The following is a 20,503-nucleotide window of genomic DNA, read 5'->3' as shown; positions in this document are numbered from 1 at the left end:
GGGTTCGGGCTAAAAACCCTCAAAAAAGCGGGTCACCACCTGGTACCTGGAGAGAGGTTTCAGCTCTTCGGCGGCCTCTTTTGCCTGCTTGCGGGTTTCGAAAACGCCGAAAACAGACGCCCCCGACCCCGACATCAGGACGGCCTTCGCCCCGAGACGCTTAAATTCGGCCTTCATTTCTTCGACAAGTGGGTGCTTGGGAAACACTGATTCTTCGAACGCATTGAAGGTATTGGCAAGTGCAAAGTCGATCGATGCGGACTTGCCCGTGCGCATGCACTTGGACTTGTATGTTTCCCAACGATCCGGGCCAGACTTGGGAACGCCAGCGTAGGCATCCTTGGTCGGCACGGAGTCTAGCGGAGTGGCCACCAGCAGGTACTGTTCGTCGTTCAACTGTAGCGGTTTCACAAAAGTGAGCTTTTCGCCAATACCTTCGGCCATGGCGGTACCGCCACGCACTAGGAAGGAGACATCGGCACCAAGCTTTGCTCCAATTTCTTCGAGCTTTTCAAATTTGAATTTGAGCTTCCACAGCTGGTTCAGCAAGCGGAGCGTTGCTGCAGCGTCTGCAGAGCCTCCACCGAGGCCTGCACCCAAGGGCATTACCTTGTTCAAATAAATGTCTGCACCGAGGGTCGTACCCGATTCTTGCTGCAAGAGCTTTGCGGCCTTGTAAACCAGGTCCGATTCCAGCGGATAATTCTGCGGTTCGTTGTAGCAAAGCGTAATTCGACCATCCTGGCGCGGTTCGGCACTCACGGTGTCGCCTGCGTCAATGGTCTGGAACAGCGTGCCCAAGTCATGATATCCGTCTTCACGCTTGCGGATGACATCTAAGAACAAATTAATCTTAGCAGGAGCGTACTCTTTCATGTTTCTAAACTTAGCAAAAATATTTCTAGAAAAACTTAATAACCATCACCGTAAAGTCATCAAAATGGTCTACACGGCGATCCAATCAGAAAAAAACAACACATAATATTACAAAAAAGCTGTTCCGATAGAACAGCTTTTCTTTTAAAACGATTTTATAGGGAACATTACCCGAATTTTCCGGAGCGCTGCATGCTCTGGATTTCTTCGATTCCGAGCAGCATGGCGCGGGGTTTGGAGTTGCCCTTGGCAGGGCCACACACGCCGAGGCTGTAAAGTTGGTCCACAATTTTACCGGCTCGGCTGAATCCCACGCTAAAGTGGCGCTGCACCGCCGAGGTCGAAAGCCCGCGGCATTCGACAGCCCAAACGGCCACATCGTAGAGCAGTTTGTCAAGCTTGCCCAAGTCCTTACCTCCGCCCTCGCCGTCTTCGTCGCCTTCGCCGTCGCTAACGTCGAACGATTCTACCTGCGGGTAGAATACGTTCTGGTCGGAGCAGGCATCGGCAAGCTTTTCGGCTTCTTCGTCGCTTAAGAAGGCTCCATGAACGCGAACCGGTTCCGGATCGTTCACCGCCTTGTAAAGCATGTCGCCGCGGCCCAGGAGCTTTTCGGCGCCGGCATGGTCCATGACCGTGCGGGCGTCAATCTGGGATGCCACCTTGAAGCTGATACGAGTCGGCAAGTTCGCCTTGATAATACCCGTAATCACCTTGACTGACGGGCGCTGCGTTGCAAGCACCAGGTGAATGCCCACGGCACGAGCCTTTGCGGCAAGGCGCGCCACGTTCTTTTCGATTTCCTTGCCAGCGACCATCATGAGGTCTGCCATTTCATCGATAATCACCACGATGAACGCCATGCGGTGACTGCGGTCTTCTTCGGGCACTTCATCAGGCAACTCGCCCGCCTCAAACTTCGCGTTAAAGCCACCAATGTTACGCACCTTCGCCGATGCCAGAACTTCAGTACGGCGGTCCATTTCATAGCACAGCCACTGCAACGCCTGAATCGCAATTTCGGGCTTGGTAATCACCGGAGCCAGCAAGTGCGGGATGTTTTCGTACATCTTGAGTTCCACCGCCTTCGGGTCCACCAGAATCATGCGGAGTTCGTCAGGAGTCTTGCTGAAAAGCATCGAAGCCATGAGGGCGTTAATGCACACGGACTTACCGGAACCCGTCTGGCCTGCAATCAGCAAGTGCGGGGCCTTGGCCAAGTCCATCGTAAACGCTTCACCGGTAATGTCTTTACCGAGGGCCACCAGAATCTTTTCAGGCGAGGGCTTGAACTTTTCGCTCTGGAATACATCGAGGCAGTACACCGTCTGGAACTTGCGATTCGGGATTTCGATACCGACAGCAGCCTTGCCCGGAATCGGGGCTAGAATACGCACCGAAGAAACCTTGAGTGGAAGCGCCAAGTCTTCTTGCAAGGCGGAGAACCGGCTCACCTTCATGCCCGGGCCCGGTTCCACTTCAAAGCGGGTAATCATCGGGCCCGTTTCGCAACCGATCACGCGGCCTTTCACCTTGAAGTTTTCGAGTTTTTCTTCAAGCATCTTGCCGATAGCGTTCAGTTCCTCTTCGCTGTAATCGGCGGTCTGCGGTTCATGCTCTTCCAGAATGTCGCTAATCGCGGGCACCTTGTATTCGTCGTAAACCGTGGTCGGGTCACGCTGCGGAATCGGGGCCGCCTTCATACCCGCTGTCGATGTACCGTTCGGCACATTCCCAATCGAAGCGCCCAATGTTTCGTCCGGCATTTCAGGGACATAGCCCACATCGTCGGCACCGTAAACTTCGGGCACGAACGTATCGTCAGCAGCGCCATCGCCACCGAGCAAGTCCTCGGCATTAAAGGGTGCCTCATTACCAACAGTCGGCTCGCCCGCCATCACAGTGCGTTCGTCAGCATTTTGAGCATGGACCTGCGTCATACTTCTTTGCGTAGCACCCTTTGCGGCAGGCTGCGTTCCCGTCGGCATTACACTGCCGGCAACCGTACGCGTCGCCATGGAACCTGTTACCGGAGTTCCTTCGCGGCGTACATCGCCCTTGACCTGCATACGACCACGGTGGTCCTTTTCCCAAGCAATCAAGTCGCGGGCACGCTTGAGGGCCGCAATTTTTTCCTTGACTTCTACGATTTCAAGGGCATTCATCTTGCCGCCGTTCTGGCGCAAGTAATCTTCGAGCCTGCGGATTTCAGGATCTTCGTCCAAATTATAGCCGCCAACCATGTTATTCGTAGAATCAGGCTGTGGAGCCATCTCCTTTGCGCGGCGGGGCGTTACAATCTGCAAGACTTCGTCCGGAAGGTTCGGCACTTCGTCCGTCGTTCCGTTCAAGCTGAACTCGTCATCCATCCAGTTGCTGCGTCCGTTGAAAGGCGTCACCTTGTTCTTACGACGAATCTTGAAACCGTCCGGCTGGATATTCACGGTATTGTCGTCCATGTACACACCGCGCGGAAGTCCACCCAGATCCATATTGGTCTGCACCTGGGGCATACGGCGGGTATCCACCGGTTCATAGACTTCACCTTCGATCGGCTCCTTTTTCTTGAACACCGACTTAAGCCAAGCCGTCGTCTGTACCACAAACTTGAAATGTCTCGGGCGAAGGCCAAACGCAATCACCAGAATCAAGGCTATTCCCACCAGAGAAATGGTAAGCGGCATCAACAAAGAAGCCTTGCCAAAAATAGGGACCGCCACGAACTGGTTAAAGAACTGCCCGAACGCTCCGCCGCCCTGCATCAGCATGTTTTTTGCGACCTTCGTTTCACCATAGTTTCTGAGCGAGCAAAGGAACGAGATAATAACCGACAAAAGGGTAAGCCCCACTGCATAGCGGATAAAGCGCATACGCCTCGAAACAGACACCAAGGCAGCGCCCCACAAAACAAGCGCCGACGACACAAACAGCGAAGCGACCCTGCCAAACACAAATGCCAGCGCATCGGGAAACATCTTGCCCAGATACGGTCCCAAAACGTTTTCACGTACGCCACTATAGGCGGAACAAATACAGCCAATCATCAATATAGTGCCGAACCCGACCAAGGCCCAGCCACCGAGAATGGCGCCAAATCCCTGTTCCGAGGTTTCAAAATCGTCTTTTTTGGAAGACTTTGCCGATTTTCCCGATTTTTTTGATGATGATTTCTTTTGAGTAGCCAAAAAATGCCTCCGCAAGTACCCCCTAAATATAGTATTATATTATCTTTTTATTATGCAAATAAAGTTTTCGAAAAAGATTAAAAAAGTTTTATCGGGCTTCTTGATTTCAGCCCTTATTGTTTTTTTAATTCTTGTTTTCGGAAGCACGCAAAGCAGTTTTCTGCCGGAATCCCTCGAGGAGTCCATCATCGGAAAGACCCAGCGTAACGGCGCAGAAGCTCTTGAAAACATTTTTTACGATTTATTTTTCAAGACCTCAACCCATTCCGCAAGAGCCGACGAAGAAGACTACAACACCCACCAACGCGTATCCATTAGCGACAGCCTTGACCAGAACATTTACATTGTCGATATCGATGAAGCATCCCTGACCAAACTCGGCAACTATAACGAATGGGACCGTTCCATTCACGCCAAGGTCATCCAGAACTTGAGCGAAGGTGGTGCGGCAGCAATCAGTTTCGATATCCTGTTCAAGAGCGCCGACTTCGGTAAGCAAAAAACGGATCAGGCGGCGAGCGTGCTCAAGAAAATCGCGCCCGAAGCCAAAGTCGATTCCCTCTACCCCTCGCTACTCGCCAATTACAACTTCGACTCCATGCTGGTGAACTCCGTCAAAGAAAGCGGGAACGCCATCGTCTGCTACATGTTTGACGACCGCAAGTCGTACAAGCACCCCTCGCAATGGATTCCCCTGAGCACCTTGGAACGTGCCGACGCCATTGGCTACAGCTCCACTTTGGACACGACCCAGATTGACAAGATTGAAAACGTCGAACCCAAGGACTTGCTGGACAATATATTCCCGGAACTTGCGCAGGCCGGAGCCAAATTCGGATCCGTAAACGCTTACCCCGACAACGACGGCGTGGTCCGCAAGGTTTCGATGCTTTACCGGTTCCCGAACCCCACGCTTGACATTATTTCGCTTTTGGATACCACCATCGAGAGTGACAAGCAGAAATACGAAGCAATCATTAGCGGCGGCGACAAAAACTACGTGTATTCCACCATGTCGCTCATGACTATTTTGCACCTATTCCACAAAGATCCCAAGGACATCACGGTCAAGATGGGTAAATACATCGATGTGGGCAAGCCCTTCGGCATTTACCGCGATTCGGCCGGTACCTACCACACGACCTACCCGAATTTCAGCTACCATATGTTCCTGCTGCTCCGCGAAGCCCTCGCCGAAAAGAAAATCCAGTCCAAGGCGAGCGAAGGAATTCTTGAAATTTCGCACAAAGTCTTTGCCTCCAAAAACGCCAATGGCAAAATCACCTTGGAACTTTCGAACGGTGGCACCAGCAGTATTCTCGACGAAAACCAGTCCAAGCTCTTGACGATGGTTTCCCTCGACATGCTAGACGCCCTCGAAGAGCAGGAATCCGTAAAGCTCAACCGAGACTATATCATCCGCAAGGACGAAGACGAAGACGGATTCTACCAGATTGTAAGAAAGCCCGTCGACACGAGCAATAGCGAAGATGAAGAAGAAGAAGAGGATGAAGACGACCAGGAATCCATTGACTTTACCCGAAGCGCCATCAAGACTTTAGACTTCTACAAAGATACTCTCAAGCGCATGCCTGTTGGCCAAAAGATGATTCTTTCGCTTGACATGCAAATCCATTACAACAAAGCAATCAAGAAATGGAATTCAAACCAGGCAATCCTTTCGGACGCAGTCATCCGCGATATTCAAGCCACCAGTGAAGAAGCCATCAAGAACTTGAAACCAGGCGAAGAACTCCGTTTCGGCAAGGTCAAGCGCATTCCTATCGACCAAGCAGGCCGTTATCAAGTCAAGTACAAAGGCCGTTACAACGAAATCAACAACAGACGATTCCAGCACCTGTCCTATTACGACGTCTACAAAGGACGTGTCGACAACCTGTTCTATCAAGGCAAGATTTTCATTCTCGGTTCTGCGGCGGCGGCTCTATTCGACTTTGTGCCTGGCCCGCACGAAGAAAACTACCCCGCCGTATTGATCCACGCCACCATTATCAAGAACATTCTGGCCGACGACTACCTGGTAACCTTAAGCGAAAAGAAACAAGAAATCATTGTCATCTTGCTCGCGCTCCTGTGCCTGGTACTAGGCCTCTACTTTACGAGCTCGATTTCTGTGGCACTATCTCTTATTTTGATGGCCATTTACACCTTCATCGCTTACAAGTATTTCCAGGGCGGCCTTTACATCGGTGCGTCCAAGCAATTGCTCGCGATGTTGTTAACCAGTATTACGGCTCTAGTCGTACAGTTCTACTTTGAAAACAAAGAAAAGAACTTCATCAACAACGCGTTCAAACAGTACATTTCTCCCGAACTGATTACCGCCATGGTGGAAAACGAAATTATGCCGACCCTGGGTGGCGAAAAATCGTACATCACCGCCTACTTTACCGACATTGCAAGTTTCTCCACCTTCTCTGAAAAAATTGGCGACCCGAGTAAACTCGTTGACTTGTTGAATGAATACCTGACAGCAATGACAGACACCCTGCTCGAAAACAAGGGAACTCTCGACAAATACGAAGGCGACGCCATCATTGCATTCTTCGGCGCGCCGATGCCTCTCCCGAACCACGCCCAAAGTGCCTGCGAAACGGCGGTCGAAATGCAACGCAAGCTTATCGCCCTGCGCAAGAAATGGATTACCGAAGACGACAAGTGGCCTACAGTCGTGCACAACATGCACATGCGCATCGGCATCAATTCCGGCGATATCGTGACGGGTAACATGGGTTCTTCGATGCGTAAAAACTACACCATGATGGGCGACGCCGTGAACCTCGCCGCCCGTCTCGAAAGTGCCGCCAAGCAATACGGCGCCTACATCCAGATTAGCGAAGACACGCAAAAAGATTTGGTCAAAGGCGACTTCATCTACCGTTCCCTGGACACCATCCGCGTGATTGGCAAGAGCCAACCGGTCAAGACCTACGAAATCTTGGAAAAGGCCGACTGCAAGTATCAGGAATCCCTCAAGGAACTCGTGGGCATTTGGGAAAAAGCACGCGCCTGCTACCTGAACATGCAATGGGACGACGCCATCGAACTGTTCAAGCAATGTCTGGAACTGGAACCCCACCACCCCGACCGCGATCCGGGCAGCAAGACGACGCCTTCGCACGTTTACATCAAGCGCTGCGAAGCATACAAAATTACCCCGCCTGTTGCAGAAGGCGAGGTATGGGATGGCGTATTCACCGCTACAGAAAAATAGCGGCATAGCCGCTATTTTTCAATTACGAATTCGGATTTCGGAATTCAGAATTAGTTCAGCTCGATATTGTCGATCAGGCGCGTCTTTCCGAAGAAAGCGGCCACCAAAATCACGACCTTGTCTTCGGGTCCCAGGATTCCGGCGAACTTCTGAAGATTCTTCTGGTTCACAAGTTCGACGAACTGCACAATACCGTGTGCACCCAGAATAGACTTCAACACGACATCGCGAATCTTGCTCACGGCGCGTTCACCCTTTTCGTAGGCTTCCTTAGCCTGCTTAAGGCCCGCACTAATGGACAAGGCGCTTGCGCGTTCTTCGTCGGTCAAGTATTCGTTGCGGCTCGAAAGGGCAAGGCCAGAATCTTCGCGGACAATCTTGACGCGGTGAATCTGGATATCAAAATTCAAGTCCTTCACCATGCGTTCAATCAGGAACACCTGCTGGTAATCCTTTTCGCCGAAGTAGGCGTGATTACAGCCCGAAATCAGGAACAACTTAGAGACAACCGTGAGTACTCCGCGGAAATGGCCGGGGCGGTAGGCTCCGCAATACATGCCTTCCAAGGTTTCGTCGCGAACCATAGTCAGCGGGTCGCCATCGGGGTACATTTCAGCAACACTCGGAGCAAATACGAAATCGGCACCCAGCGATTCGGCAAGCTTCGCGTCGGCTTCCAGGCGCTTGGGGTACTTATCCAAATCTTCGTTTTTACCAAACTGGATCGGATTCAGGAACACGCTGACAACCGTTACATCACATTCCTTGACAGATTCCTTGATCAGAGCACCATGCCCGGCGTGCAAAGCACCCATCGTGGGAACAAGCCCGATAGTCTTGCCCTGCTTGGCGAGCGGCTTGATGACTTGACGAAGAGAATCAACAGTAGTTACGATTTGCATTATTTACCTTCTGGTACAAAATAAGTCGTCTGCTTGGGGCACGCGGCAATCGCATCGAGCACCAGCTGCAGATGATTTTCGTTATGGACAAAATCGATATGGTCCGTATTGATGATAAGCACCGGCGCATACGGATAGTTCCAGAAATAATTGTCAAAGCGTTCCAGAAGACCATTCAGGTAAGAACCTTCGATAGTCTTTTCCATGGCGCGGCCACGTCCGTGAATACGCTTTAAAAGTGTCGGAACCGATGCTTGCAAATAAACAACCAAATCAGGCCTCGGGATATCATGATTCAAGGCCTTTGCCACCTGATCGTACATGGCGTATTCGCTTTCGGTCAGGTTCTGGGCTGCAAAAATCTGGTCTTTGTCGTATGTATAGTCACTAATCAGCAAATCGCGGAAAAGGTCGCTCTGGAGTGCCGAATTCTGCAACTGCTTTAAACGGTCGAGCAAAAAGAACAACTGCGTCTGGAAAGCGTACGCTTCTTTGTTCTGGTAGAATTTTTCAAGGAACGGGTTCTCCCTGAAGTTTTCTTCGATCAAAGTCGCCTTCCAGCGATTGGCGATAATTTCTGCAAGAGAAGTCTTCCCTACACCGATAGCCCCTTCGATGGCCAAAAAATGGACGCCTTTTTCTGTCAGCATATTAGGGTTCCTCCGAGGTAATGACGCGGAACGGGATTTTTTCTTCTTTCTGCAAAAGGTTGGAATAAATTTCCGTCACCTTCATTCCCAGCTGGGGATCCTCCCATTCTGGAGCAATATCGTTCAAGGGCACCAGTACAAACTGGCGGTTCACAATCTGGGGGTGCGGAAGATTCGGCCTGCCCTGGTGGACTTCCTTGCCGAAGTACAGCAAGTCCAAATCGATTTCGCGGGAATTCCAATGACCCCGGGGTTTGCGACCCAATACAAATTCAGCACCTTTCAAATAATGCAGCAGGCGCGTCGACGTTCCCGAATACCAGAAACTTACGACTTGATTGAAATAGGGACCCTGGCCCGCCGGTCCTACCGGTGGAGTTTCGTAAATGGGACTTTCTAGCCACCCGCCCGCAGAAATCTTGCGGAGCATCTCACGACCATCCTCCAAATGTTTGGAGCGATTGGGGAGGTTTGAACCCAAGGCGACAAAAACTCTTTCTAAAGAATCCACGGAATTAAATATAGATATTCAAATTGTCCTTTTTCCGACGAAAAACGCAAACCCAACCGCCACAGGCGGATTCAAAAAAATTTTTCAAAAAAAAGTCGTTTTCTTATGACAAATTTGATTTTTTTAGTTATTTTATCGGAGCCCATTATATTATTTCGGTCAAACGATTCGACTAGGGCTTTTTCACTACATTAAAATATTAACCAACATCATTTTCATTTATTAATTCAATAGGACACCATCGTGGCTCCAACAAAAAAGAATTCTAAAAATGCCTATTTGGCAGATCAAGAACCTACTGGCGCAGAAATCCCCCCTGAACTGAACATGGATTTTTCAAACACCGAAGATAAGGAATCTTCCCCCAAGCGCCGCGGACGTCCCAAGAAAGCTAAAGAAGATACCGTAGAAATAAAGGCCGAAGTGAAAGACGCCAAGGTAGAAAAAGAGCCCGCCGCAAAAGAAAAAGTTGTCGACGCTAAAGAACAGAAATCTTTTGAAAAAAGAGCTGCAAACAACGTAGCCGAAGCACCTGCCGCCAATGAACAGGCCGCAAACGAAACGGCAGTAAACATCCCGACAACCAAAGCTCCTGCTGCTGAAAAAATTCAAGCAGAAACGCCTGTGCAAAATGCAGAAGCCGCATCTGCAGAAAAACCTGCCGAACAAGTCGAACAAGCTGCAAACCAAGGCGAACAAATCGCCAACCAAAACGATAACAACGGCCAGCAGCAAAACCAGCAGAACCGCCGCTTCGACAAGTTCGACAAGTTCAACAAGAACAACCGCCGTTTCGATAAGAACAACCGTCAAAACCAGAGATTCCAGCCCGAAGAAGAAGATACCACCCCGCTTCCGGAACCGGATTCCGAAGCATGGAACAAGGCTCGCGAATGCTGGAGCAAGTACCGCAAGATGACCATGAGCGACTTGCAGGAACTTGCCGCTCAAAAAGAAAACGTAGACTTCAGGCGTTACCGCAAGCAGTCCCTGGGTCTCTTGTTGCAGAGCCTCGAAAACGAAAACAACATCGTATACGCCGAAGGCCTTCTCGAAGTTACTCCGCAAGGTCACGGATTCCTGCGCAATACCGAATTCAACTACCAGCAGGGCCCGGACGACGTTTACGTAAGCCAGAACCTGATCCGCAAGCTCGGACTCAAAATTGGCGATACCGTTGCCGGTCTCGCCCGTCCGCCGCGCGACCAGAACGACAAATACTATGCGCTTCGCCGCGTAGACAAAGTAAATTTCGAAGACCCTGAAAAGATCAAGCGTCGCGTTGCTTTTGAATACTTAACCCCGATTCACCCGAACGAAAAGATTCAGCTCGAATGGGATCCCGAAGAATTAAGCACCCGCGTCATGGACTTGTTCTCCCCCATCGGTAAGGGCCAGCGCAGTATTATTCTCGCTCCTCCGCGTACCGGTAAGACGATTCTGTTGCAGAACATGACTCGCGCTATCGCCAAGAACCACCCCGAAATCATCATCATCGTGCTTCTGATTGACGAACGTCCTGAAGAAGTGACCGAAATGCGAGAAATTATCGGCAAGCTGGTAGAAGCGAACCCGAACCTGCGCGCCGAAGTGGTGGCCTCCACCTTCGACGAACCGCCTGACCATCACGCCCGCGTGGCCACCATGGTGCTCGAAAAGGCCAAGCGCCTTGTGGAACAGCAGAAGGACGTAGTCGTCTTGCTCGACTCCATTACCCGTTTTGCCCGCGCGAACAACGTGGTGATTCCGCACTCCGGCAAGATTCTTTCGGGCGGTGTGGATGCCAACGCCATGCAGTTCCCGAAAAAGTTCTTCGGTGCCGCCCGTAAGATTGCCGACAAGCTCGGCGACTTCCAGAAAGATTCCAACGGCCAGATTGTCCAGACAATTACCGGCGAACCGGTCCGCGAAATCATCCAGAAGAACGGTTCCCTTACCATTATCGGTACCGCCTTGATCGAAACGGGCAGCCGCATGGACGAAGTAATCTTTGAAGAATTCAAGGGTACGGGTAACATGGAACTGGTGCTTGACCGCCGCCTGGCCGAAAAGCGCACCTGGCCCGCCATCGATATCTTCAAGTCGGGCACCCGTAAAGAAGACCGCCTTCTTACCCTTTACGAACAGGATATCATCTGGAAATTCCGTCAGGGCGCCCAGAACGATACCGAAAACGGCATTATGGACAAGCTCATTAAGCTCATGAAGCAAAACAAGACCAATGCCGAATTACTAGAATTTATGAAAAAAGCAAAGGACAGCCTTCGCTAAACAAAAGGATATTCTATGTCAGAAAAAATCTTTTTCGCAGGTACAGGAAACATGGGTGGCGCAATCCTCCGCGGTCTTTTGAAGGCCGGCACGGACGCCTCCAGCATTTTCTTCTTTGACCCCTCCGACAAGGCCGCCGCAGAAGTTTCTGCTCTCGGCTGCGTTCGCGTGGCAAGCTTTGCCGAAGGCCTCAACAAGGCAGACGTCACCTTCCTTTGCGTAAAGCCGCAGATTTTCAAGCTGGTTGCCGCCGAATGGAAGGCCGCCGCTGCCGCCGAAAAGGCAGTCAAGACCTTCGTAAGCATCATGGCAGGCGTTACCCGCAAGGCCCTCATCGAAGTTTTAGGCGAAAAGAACCAGATTCTCCGCGTGATGCCGAACTTGCCGCTTACCGTTGGCAAGGGGTCCGTGGGTCTCGCTACTGACGGCGTTACTGAAGAAACGCTCGCCATTGCCGAAAAGATCTTCGGAAACATCGGCGTGACCTGCCGCGTCGCAGAATCCCTGATGGATGCGGTGACCGGACTTTCGGGCAGCGCCCCCGCCTATGTCTTCGAATTCATCGAAGGCCTCACTCGCGGCGGCGTCAAGGCAGGCCTCACCCGCGATGTGGCACTCAAGCTTGCGCTTGGTACCATCGAGGGCAGCGTCGAACTCGTGAAGCAGTCCGGCAAGAGCCCAAGCGACTTGTGCGCCATGGTTTGCTCACCCGCAGGCACCACTATCGCAGGCATCAACGCCCTTGAAGAAGGCGCCTTCCGCAGCACGCTGATCAAGGCTGTTGTGGCCGGTACCGACCGTAGCAAGGAACTGGGAAAATAGCGGCTTCGCCGCAGTCGGTAGAACTTAGTTGGCAGAACTTAGAGATTTTTTTCTAAGTTCTAACTTCTAAGTTCTAAGTTCTAACAATGGCGACCATCAATCTATTTGCGAAAGAAAATGCAACGTTCTCGTTTATACAGGACGTTCTTTCGTCGGTAGATTATCCGGTGGACACGTTCCGCGAAATTCCGACAGCGGGCGCGATTCCGCAGGTTCCGCTTGTCATTTGGGATCTAGATTCTTTTCCGGCGCATAACTTGGAAATGCTCAAGGCGCTCCGCAAAAAAACGCCAGACACCTTGATTCTTGTTTACGCCGAAGCCCCCGAGCAATTCGGGGAAATATCCAACAAGCTTTACGACAGCATTCTTTCGGTGGAATCCCTAAAGCTCCACTTGATGTCGCAAATTGCAAAGCTTAAGGACATTCATACCGCGCGCCAGATTTTCAGGGAACGCATGAGCCACCTGGTTGGCAAAAGCCCGGCCATGCAACAGCTCCGCAAAACCGTAGAACGCGCCATCGTGCATACAGGCCCCGTTCTTATCGAAGGCGAAACCGGCGTCGGTAAAGAGCTAATTGCCCGCGCCGTCGGCTGCATGTACGAAAAGTTCATCACGGTCAACTGCAGCGCCATTCCCGAAAACCTGTTCGAAAGCGAACTTTTCGGCCACACCCGTGGAGCATTCACGGGTGCTCAAAACGAACGCATCGGTCTTTTTGAGGCAGCCGACGGCGGCGCCATATTCCTCGACGAAATCGGCGATATGCCCTTGCACGCCCAAGTCAAGCTCTTGCGAGTCTTGCAGAATAAAGAAATCCGCCCGCTCGGATCCAATACGACCAAGCATATCGATGTCCGCATCATTGCCGCAACAAACAGAAACCTGCACCAAGAGATTGCCGAAAAGCGTTTCCGCGAAGATCTCTATTACCGTCTGAACGTGATTCCCATGCAAATCTCGCCACTACGCGACCGCAAAGAAGACATCGAAGATTTGGCGAATTACTTCATCCAGATTTACCAGGGTTCCGGCGAAAAGTTTACGCTTTCAAGCGCTGCCCTCCGTAAGCTCCAGGAATACGACTGGCCGGGCAACATTCGCGAACTTGAAAACGTCATCCAGCGCGCCCTCTGCTTTACAAGCGCAGGCGCCCTACAGCCCGAAGACCTTCACATCGATACCGTGAGCCCCACCACCTCGGCAAGCGCAATCAAGCCGAATTCAAGCAACTCTCAAGCAAGCGATTCTTCCGAGAGCACCCCGGAAAACACCTCTGCATACGAAAACTTCAGGCAAATGCAACTGGCACAGGAGCGCGATTTCTTGATCAAGAAAATCCGCGAATGCAATGGTTCCGTGCGCGAAGCCGCACAAAAACTCGGGCTATTCCGCACCGCCCTCTATAACCGCCTTAAACATTTGAATGTTGACGTAAAAAAGATGTAAAATGTGTAATGTGGAATGAGATTCCTCACCTCACACTTCACATTAAACATTGTATTTAACCTTCGGTCCAGTCTAGCAGACCTCTAGCTCGTGCATCGCTTGCCCGCTCGCAACGGGCGAATCCTTTTTCGATGACCATGATTCGGTCACAATACTTTTCGGCGTACTCCACAGAATGCGTTGACACTAGAATCCCCATGTCTCGCTCTTTCGCCAACTTTTGCAAAAGCGTGAACAGCTTGCGGCTGCGAGGAATATCCATAAAGGCATTCGGTTCGTCGAGCAGCAGCACGTTTACCTGCTGGGCAACCGCCTGCGCCAAATACACGCGGCTCCGTTCCCCATCGCTGAGTTCCGTAAGCCAGCGGTCTTTAAACTTTTCGATTTCAAGCAAGGCCAGCGCTTCACTCACAAAGCTTTCATCTTCCTGGTTACGCCCATCGAAAAGGCCTGCGTAAGGCATACGACCAAGTCCCACGAATTCGCGAACATTCATGCGGTCGCATACCACACCACCCATGCGCACCAGCGTTATGAATTTGGCACGTTCGCGGGCAGTCCATTGCGATTTTCCTTGCAGCAGAACCGATCCCGATACCGGCTGCAAAAGTCCGCATAAAGTCTTGAGGAAGGTGCTCTTGCCCGTACCGTTTTCACCGAGCAAGGCAACCACCTCGCCCGCCTTCAATTCAAAATCCACAGGAGTCACAAGCCCGACCGCATCGGAGCGCTTGTCTTGCTTGTAGCCGATCACCAAATTTTCGCACTGAAGAAGCGTCGCATTCAAAGGCAAATTCATCGGCGGAGTCCTCCCCCGCGAACAATCACCCAGAGTACCACAGGCACGCCCACCAGGCTAAGCACCGCATTTAGCGGGAATTTCGAAAACTGCGACGCAGCCAAACAAAGCACCACGCCACACAAAGCCGACGCCGGCATCAAGACACGATGGTTGCTTGTTTTGAACAACATAAAAGAAAGGTGCGGAACCGCGATTCCGACAAACGCGACCGGACCGCAGAACGCCGTCGATGCAGCCGCCAGAAGCGATGCACCCAGCAACACCATCACGCGCCCCTGGCGTACATTCACGCCCAAGCCTTTTGCAAAGTCGTCGCCCATTCTGGCGGCATTCAAATACCGGATCGACAGCGCCACAAGCACAAGGCCGACAACCGTGCACAGTGCAAAAATCCAAATGCCGTCGAAGGTCAGGCGGCCAAAGCTGCCCATTCCCCAGGACACATACACGCGCAAAGATTCCGCGTCGCTTCCCATAATCAGGAGGCTCACCAGGGCATCAATAAAGTAGCCCATCAAGAGTCCCACAATCAAAAGGATGGTCGAGTTTTCAAACCTCGAGGCAACGAACATCACAACCGAAGTCACAGCAAGTGCGCCCGCAGCCGCCCCCGACAAGACTCCGAAATGCCCGAAGGTGAATCCGGCCAACAGCGAAAGCGCAACGCCAAGGCTTGCGCCACTACTAATGCCAAGCACAAACGGGCCTGCCAGCGGGTTCCTAAACAGAGTCTGTAGCGAAAGACCCGCTACCGCCAAAGAAATTCCGGAGAGAACCGCCGCCACTAGTCGGGGCACGCGAATCTGCCAAAAAATGCGGGCTTCCACGGAATCGTATTGGCCGCCCTTAAAAGAAAGGTCAGACCAAGAAAGTCCGACCGCTCCAGAAAATAGAGTCAAATAAGAAAGGATGGCAATCAGGGCGATGAGCAGCGCAAATCCAACAAGGATTCTATGATCGATGCCGCGCATCGCTAGCCCCCAAGAAGACTTACTTTTTCTTCTTGTTCTGGGTCTGCGCTGCAGCCTGCTTCAATTCCGCAGTCTGCTTCGGATCGCGGATATAGAGTTCAGGCGGGATATTGTCGAATCCCTGCAGGGCGTTGAGCCAGTTATCGTTCAGGTCACGGAATTCCAACTTGTTCAAGTTGTAACGCAGAGAGTCGTTCACGATATCGAACGTGATGTAGTCCCAACGAACCACCTGACGTTCCTTAAAGACTTCGCGGCTCACGAGAGACTGGTCGGAATCGAAACGGTAGCGGGCCTTGAACGTGTATTCACCCGTCATCTGGTAGCGACCGGAATCGGAGTAAGTGCGAGTAATACCGACTAGCGTATCGTTTGCGCCGAAGCGGAGTTCAGCATCGCGGAAAGCATGGCCGTGAGCGATAATCGGAGTGCGCCAAACACCCACCACCTGGTCCTTCATGCGCTTCTGGAGCACAGTGTCGATGCGCCAGTGGTCGAAGTTGCTCTTGTCGTAGCGAGCGCGCTGCACGTACTTACCCGTCTGGACCAACTTGCGGACGCTGTCGGCCTGGACTTTCGCAAGGCTATCCGCGTTACGAGGACCGACCGCCGGTGCCACATGGTTCATTGAATCAAGCTTAGCCTGAATCATTTCGTCGAGCGTTGCCGTAGCTCCACGCGGTGTGGCCACCACCTGGGATTCTACTTTAACGAGGTTTGCAGGTTGAGTTGCGGCAGGAGCCGTCTGCGCCAAAGGCATTCCAACGAAAGCCAAAGACAATAAAGAAATAATAATATGCTTATACATAGATACACTCATCATCGTAAATGTAGTTAAAGCGTTATAAAAAAGGTAAGGATAACATACAAAAAAAGGCTATCTTTGGACTATGTTTGAAAAAACACTCGATTATTCCCAAGTTCCTTCCCCCTGTTTTGTTCTTGACGAGGCCAGACTGCGCCATAATATGGAAATTCTGGACGATATCCAGAAGCGGGGCAACGTAAAAATCATTTGTGCCTTAAAAGGTTACAGTTTTTGGCGTTCTTTCCCCCTCATCGGGCAGTACCTGGCCGGTGCCACAGCCTCCAGTCTGAACGAGGCTAGGCTCGCCAAGGAGGAAATGGGTAAAGAAGTCCATGTGTTCGCCCCCGTCTATGACGACGACGAAATCGACCAGATTCTCGCCTGCGCTGGCCACATCACCTTCAACAGTTTTAGCCAGTGGCAGCGTTTTAAAGACAAGACTTTAGCCGCAGGTGTGAGCGCAGGCATTCGCGTAAATCCGCAATTTTCGACCGTCGAGACCGACCTGTACAACCCGTGCGGCAAGTTCTCGAGACTGGGCGTCACCGAAGCGGAGTTCAAACCGGAACTCTTGGACGGCATCGAAGGACTCCATTTTCACGCCCTCTGCGAACAGGACGTCGACGCTCTGGAAGGCGTACTGAAGGCCTTCGAGCAGCATTTCGGCAAGTACCTGCCGCAAATGAAGTGGGTGAATTTCGGTGGCGGGCACCACATTACGCGCAAGGATTACCACCGCGAAGAACTGGTCCGTCTCCTGAACGACTTCCACAACCGCTACCCGCACTTGACCGTCATCATGGAACCGGGCGAGGCCGTCGGGTGGCAGACAGGCGAACTGGTGGCCTCCGTCGGGGACATTGTTCATAACGAAATGGACATTGTCATACTGAACGTATCGATCAGTGCACACATGCCGGACTGCCTCGAAATGCCGTACCGCCCTGCAGTGACGGGCGCCGGAATGCCGGGCGAAAAGAAGTTTACATACAAACTAGCAGGAAATTCCTGTTTGGCAGGCGACCAGCTCGGAGACTTTTCATTCGACGAGCCGCTCAAGGTCGGCGACAAAATCATCTTCGAAGACATGATCCACTACACCATGGTAAAGACCACGTTCTTCAATGGCGTGCGCCACCCGAGTATTGGTAAGTTCGACGAACAGGGCAAATTCCATTTACTCCACAAGTTCACCTACGAGCAGTTTAAAGACAAGCTGTAGGCAGTAGGAAGTTGGAAGTAAGAAGTGATATTCAATAGCGAAGAAGAAACATACAACTGGGCGGTTGAATTCGGCCGTAGCCTGAAACCGGGCGACAAGGTGGCTCTTTATGGCAACCTGGGCGCCGGCAAAACGGTGATCAGTCGCGGGGTCTGCAAAGGTCTCGGTTTCGAAGGGTCTGTCTGCTCCCCAACCTACACGATTCTGCACGAATACCCCAACAACCCGCCGATTTTCCACTTCGACCTTTACCGTCTGGACGGCGGCGCCGACTTGAACGAAGTCGGCCTCGACCCCGACTACCTCGAAAAGGGAATCAGCCTGATTGAATGGCCCGAACGCCTCGAAGACAACGACCCCGGTCTAACACACAAGATCGAAATAAAAATCCTCTCGGAAACCGAGAGGGAAATCGAAGTCACGACCCTTTAAAAAAACGAAAACCCGCCTGATGGCGGGTTTTTCATTACTCCAGCAAAATATTATTTCTTGGCGGAGGAATCCGTTGCGGCGGAATCGGCAGCCGGTTCAGCAGCGGCAGCGGTTGCGGCAGCCTTTGCAGCCTGGATTTCGGCAATCTTCACGATTTCGTCCCATTCGCTCTTGTCGCCGGTGTAAAGGAGCATGGCACCCTTGTATTCCGTCACGATCTTTGCGGCAGCGGCGGTATCGCCCTTGTCCAAAGCGTCATTGGCGCTTGTGAGCAAATCTTTCTGGACATTGCGCATGTCCTCGATTTCTCCCAAACGGTTCTGACGGAGCACCTCCAAGGTATCGCTCACGAAAGCGAGATCCCAGGTAGCCTCGTAGCAGGATTCCACCTCGGCGAACTTGGAAGCGTCTTCGGCTGCGGCAGCGTACAAGGCGTCGCACTTGGCAAACGTTTCGGCGCAGTTGCGCTTCACATACTGGTAATACTGATAGCCGCCCACGATCAAGCCGATAATGACCAAAAGGAATACGCCGTCTTGCCAGCCCATGATCGGGCCCGACGGGAGTCTCGGCTTTCCGTTAACGGTATCGCCCGCTTCCAGGCGTTCCTCGGCTTCGTCAAAGGGGCTTTTTCCATTCAAGAAACTGAACATGTTCTACCTACTTTTTTATACCTATTTTTTTGTGAGGGCCGCAAAGACCCGTGCATATAAATAAATCTGCTTGACCAAGCTTGCAAAACCATTCGAGCGCGTCGGCGAAAGTCCTACATTCAGACCAATATCCTGGAAAAACTTCGGATCCACGGCGAGAATGTCTGCGGGAGCCATGTCGTTATACACCTTGAGTGCCAAAGCACCGAGTCCACGGCTAATAAGCGGGTTCGTGGTACCGCCTTCTACGTCCATTTCGAAATGGATTTTAGCACCGTCAAAACTCGGAACCAGGTACATAGTCGATGCACAGCCCTGGATAATGAACTTTTCCGCCTTCAAGGCGGCGTCCATCCCCTTGTGGGCGCGAGCCAAATCCAAGAGGAATTTCCACTTGTCATCGGGGTCGCTAAAGCTTGCAAACTTTTCGCGAACTTCGCTTAAACGCGCATTCATTTGTTCACTGATCGAAGCGCTCATAAACCTACCGCAAGAAGGAACGCATCTTCCAAATTAGGGAAGGTGCCGCCCACAAAACATTAAAGAAAATACGGAACAACGTCTGCTTTTCGCGCGGGAGCTTCGAAAGCTTGAATGCCGCACGGTCAAACTGCTTGTCGCTAATTTTATTGAAACCGACCTTGGCGCGGGCCACCTGCAGATGCTTTTTGCCGAGGGCAGACATCCAGCGGTCAAGAACCTTGGTTTCAACGGCACTACGGCTTTCGTTCGGTTCGCCGAGCCATTCCTTAACCGATTCCGCAACGATCTTACCACACAGAAGCGATTCCACAATGCCCGAACGGCTAATGGGGTTCACGCAGCTGGCAGCGTCGCCGGCTTTAAAGAGTCCGCACTTGGCCATGGGCTTTTGTGACTGGCCGCAAGCGATCATGCCGCCGTACACGGCCTTGACCTTTGCTTTCGGGTAATCGCGTGCGATAAAGTCCAACAGTTTTTGGCGCAGGGGAACCTTGTGGTCCACCTCTTTGCCCAGCACAAAGCCGATATTCACCTCGACACCGTCGCGCGGGAAAATCCAGCCGTAGCCCGACTCAAACTCGGAACCAAAGAAGAGCTCGATATGTTCCTTGCTATGTTCAATGCCTTCGGCCACCGCGAAAATAGCGGGTTCCAAATCGGTGTCGCCCGATTCAATGCCTTTAAGGCAATCGATATTGCGGGTCAGCCTGCAGCTCGGACCAGTCGCGTCGATGACAGCCTCCGCAAACAAGGTTTCGATTTCGCCGCCGACCGACACTGTAACATTCCAGCCCTCTTCGGTCTTTTCAAGTTTCTTGATAACCGTATCGTAGTGGCATTCCACGCCTGCAGATACGCAGCCATCCGAAATGGAATGGTGGAACTTGGCTCGGTCCAGAATCAAGCCGCAGTCCTTGCTATAGAATTCAGCACGGTAACGCTTGGGCGAGGTAAAATAAATTCCAGAAAGAGTTCCACGGACAAAGGTATCGTCTACCGGCCAAAGGGAATTCAAGCGATCCTTAGATACAGCTTCGGCACAGAAAATGGGTTCTTTCCAGGGCTCTTTTTTGTCCAAAAGCAAAATCCGTCTAGTACCGGAGGTCAAGCGACCAAGGGTACAGGCAGCCATGAGACCGGCAGGACCGGCCCCGCAAACCACCACATCGTATCGATTTGAGGTAAAATTTGCCATTTCGGGGAACAAATTAGCATTTATTTATAAAGTT

17 protein-coding genes are annotated in these 20,503 nt (G+C 51.8%); 6 read left to right on the top strand and 11 right to left on the bottom strand.

From position 1 onward, the window contains the following. Nucleotides 1-9: 9 nt before the first annotated feature. Both ispE and B7988_RS07065 read right to left on the bottom strand, forming a co-directional pair. Nucleotides 10-876: a 4-(cytidine 5'-diphospho)-2-C-methyl-D-erythritol kinase gene (gene ispE / locus B7988_RS07070; RefSeq protein ID WP_088657370.1), complete on the bottom strand. Its 867-nt coding sequence runs from the start codon at nucleotides 874-876 to the stop codon at nucleotides 10-12. A 167-nt stretch (nucleotides 877-1,043) separates the two neighbouring features. Next, nucleotides 1,044-4,061: a DNA translocase FtsK gene (locus tag B7988_RS07065; protein WP_088657445.1), complete on the bottom strand. Its 3,018-nt coding sequence runs from the start codon at nucleotides 4,059-4,061 to the stop codon at nucleotides 1,044-1,046. A 100-nt stretch (nucleotides 4,062-4,161) separates the two neighbouring features. On the opposite strand from B7988_RS07065, the gene B7988_RS07060 reads away from it, so the two are divergent. Next, nucleotides 4,162-7,296, top strand: coding sequence for a CHASE2 domain-containing protein (locus B7988_RS07060; protein WP_249268893.1), 3,135 nt, complete (start codon nucleotides 4,162-4,164; stop codon nucleotides 7,294-7,296). Between the two features lie 50 nt (nucleotides 7,297-7,346). Here the strand turns inward: B7988_RS07060 and panC are convergent, their stop codons facing one another. From panC to folK, 3 genes are read right to left on the bottom strand one after another with little or no spacing between them, the layout of a single operon-like run. After that, nucleotides 7,347-8,198, bottom strand: coding sequence for a pantoate--beta-alanine ligase (gene panC / locus B7988_RS07055; protein ID WP_073317995.1), 852 nt, complete (start codon nucleotides 8,196-8,198; stop codon nucleotides 7,347-7,349). Continuing rightward, complete coding sequence (locus tag B7988_RS07050; protein WP_073317999.1) at nucleotides 8,198-8,848, bottom strand: deoxynucleoside kinase; 651 nt, start codon at nucleotides 8,846-8,848, stop codon at nucleotides 8,198-8,200. Before B7988_RS07050 ends, panC begins: the two co-directional genes overlap by 1 nt. Nucleotide 8,849: 1 nt before the next feature. Further along, nucleotides 8,850-9,359: a 2-amino-4-hydroxy-6-hydroxymethyldihydropteridine diphosphokinase gene (folK, locus tag B7988_RS07045; RefSeq protein ID WP_073318002.1), complete on the bottom strand. Its 510-nt coding sequence runs from the start codon at nucleotides 9,357-9,359 to the stop codon at nucleotides 8,850-8,852. A 243-nt stretch (nucleotides 9,360-9,602) separates the two neighbouring features. Here folK and rho point away from each other — a divergent pair, with 243 nt between their 5' ends. The 3 genes from rho (at nucleotide 9,603) to B7988_RS07030 (ending at nucleotide 13,903) form a co-directional block, all read left to right on the top strand. Further along, nucleotides 9,603-11,630, top strand: a complete 2,028-nt coding sequence (gene rho, locus B7988_RS07040; RefSeq protein WP_249268892.1) for a transcription termination factor Rho — start codon at nucleotides 9,603-9,605, stop codon at nucleotides 11,628-11,630. Nucleotides 11,631-11,645: 15 nt separating this feature from the next. Beyond that, nucleotides 11,646-12,452: a pyrroline-5-carboxylate reductase gene (gene proC, locus B7988_RS07035; RefSeq protein WP_073318005.1), complete on the top strand. Its 807-nt coding sequence runs from the start codon at nucleotides 11,646-11,648 to the stop codon at nucleotides 12,450-12,452. 86 nt (nucleotides 12,453-12,538) lie between these two features. Then, nucleotides 12,539-13,903, top strand: a complete 1,365-nt coding sequence (locus B7988_RS07030; protein ID WP_088657368.1) for a sigma-54 dependent transcriptional regulator — start codon at nucleotides 12,539-12,541, stop codon at nucleotides 13,901-13,903. 55 nt (nucleotides 13,904-13,958) lie between these two features. On the opposite strand, the gene B7988_RS07025 is transcribed toward B7988_RS07030, so the two are convergent. Genes B7988_RS07025 through B7988_RS07015 form a run of 3 tightly spaced genes read right to left on the bottom strand, consistent with a single transcriptional unit; the run spans nucleotide 13,959 to nucleotide 16,484 of the window. Continuing rightward, on the bottom strand, nucleotides 13,959-14,702 hold the full coding sequence (locus tag B7988_RS07025; protein WP_088657367.1) for an ABC transporter ATP-binding protein: 744 nt from the start codon (nucleotides 14,700-14,702) through the stop codon (nucleotides 13,959-13,961). Continuing rightward, nucleotides 14,699-15,676 carry an iron ABC transporter permease gene (locus B7988_RS07020; RefSeq protein WP_073318014.1) on the bottom strand — a complete coding sequence of 326 codons (978 nt, stop codon included), beginning with the start codon at nucleotides 15,674-15,676 and terminating at the stop codon, nucleotides 14,699-14,701. Before B7988_RS07020 ends, B7988_RS07025 begins: the two co-directional genes overlap by 4 nt. A gap of 19 nt (nucleotides 15,677-15,695) precedes the next feature. After that, complete coding sequence (locus B7988_RS07015; RefSeq protein WP_073318017.1) at nucleotides 15,696-16,484, bottom strand: hypothetical protein; 789 nt, start codon at nucleotides 16,482-16,484, stop codon at nucleotides 15,696-15,698. An 82-nt stretch (nucleotides 16,485-16,566) separates the two neighbouring features. On the opposite strand from B7988_RS07015, the gene nspC reads away from it, so the two are divergent. Then, entirely contained in the window at nucleotides 16,567-17,706 is a 1,140-nt protein-coding gene (nspC, locus tag B7988_RS07010) for a carboxynorspermidine decarboxylase (RefSeq protein WP_088657366.1), read from the top strand. Between the two features lie 24 nt (nucleotides 17,707-17,730). Then, a complete protein-coding gene (gene tsaE / locus B7988_RS07005; RefSeq protein WP_088657365.1) occupies nucleotides 17,731-18,138 on the top strand; it encodes a tRNA (adenosine(37)-N6)-threonylcarbamoyltransferase complex ATPase subunit type 1 TsaE in 408 nt (135 codons plus the stop codon). A 50-nt stretch (nucleotides 18,139-18,188) separates the two neighbouring features. Here tsaE and B7988_RS07000 read toward each other — a convergent pair whose 3' ends face one another. The 3 genes from B7988_RS07000 to B7988_RS06990 are packed head-to-tail and all read right to left on the bottom strand — an operon-like array spanning nucleotide 18,189 to nucleotide 20,469. Next, nucleotides 18,189-18,791: a hypothetical protein gene (locus B7988_RS07000; RefSeq protein ID WP_088657364.1), complete on the bottom strand. Its 603-nt coding sequence runs from the start codon at nucleotides 18,789-18,791 to the stop codon at nucleotides 18,189-18,191. A gap of 21 nt (nucleotides 18,792-18,812) precedes the next feature. Then, nucleotides 18,813-19,271, bottom strand: coding sequence for a SufE family protein (locus B7988_RS06995; RefSeq protein ID WP_249268891.1), 459 nt, complete (start codon nucleotides 19,269-19,271; stop codon nucleotides 18,813-18,815). Between the two features lie 4 nt (nucleotides 19,272-19,275). Further along, nucleotides 19,276-20,469 carry an NAD(P)/FAD-dependent oxidoreductase gene (locus B7988_RS06990; RefSeq protein WP_088657443.1) on the bottom strand — a complete coding sequence of 398 codons (1,194 nt, stop codon included), beginning with the start codon at nucleotides 20,467-20,469 and terminating at the stop codon, nucleotides 19,276-19,278. Between the last annotated feature and the right edge of the window lie 34 nt (nucleotides 20,470-20,503).

It is taken from the genome of Fibrobacter sp. UWB1 (assembly GCF_002210325.1).
Classification (GTDB): Bacteria; Fibrobacterota; Fibrobacteria; order Fibrobacterales; family Fibrobacteraceae; genus Fibrobacter.
The sequence above is the reverse complement of the archived record's forward strand: the minus strand, read 5'-3'. Positions and strand labels throughout refer to the sequence as shown.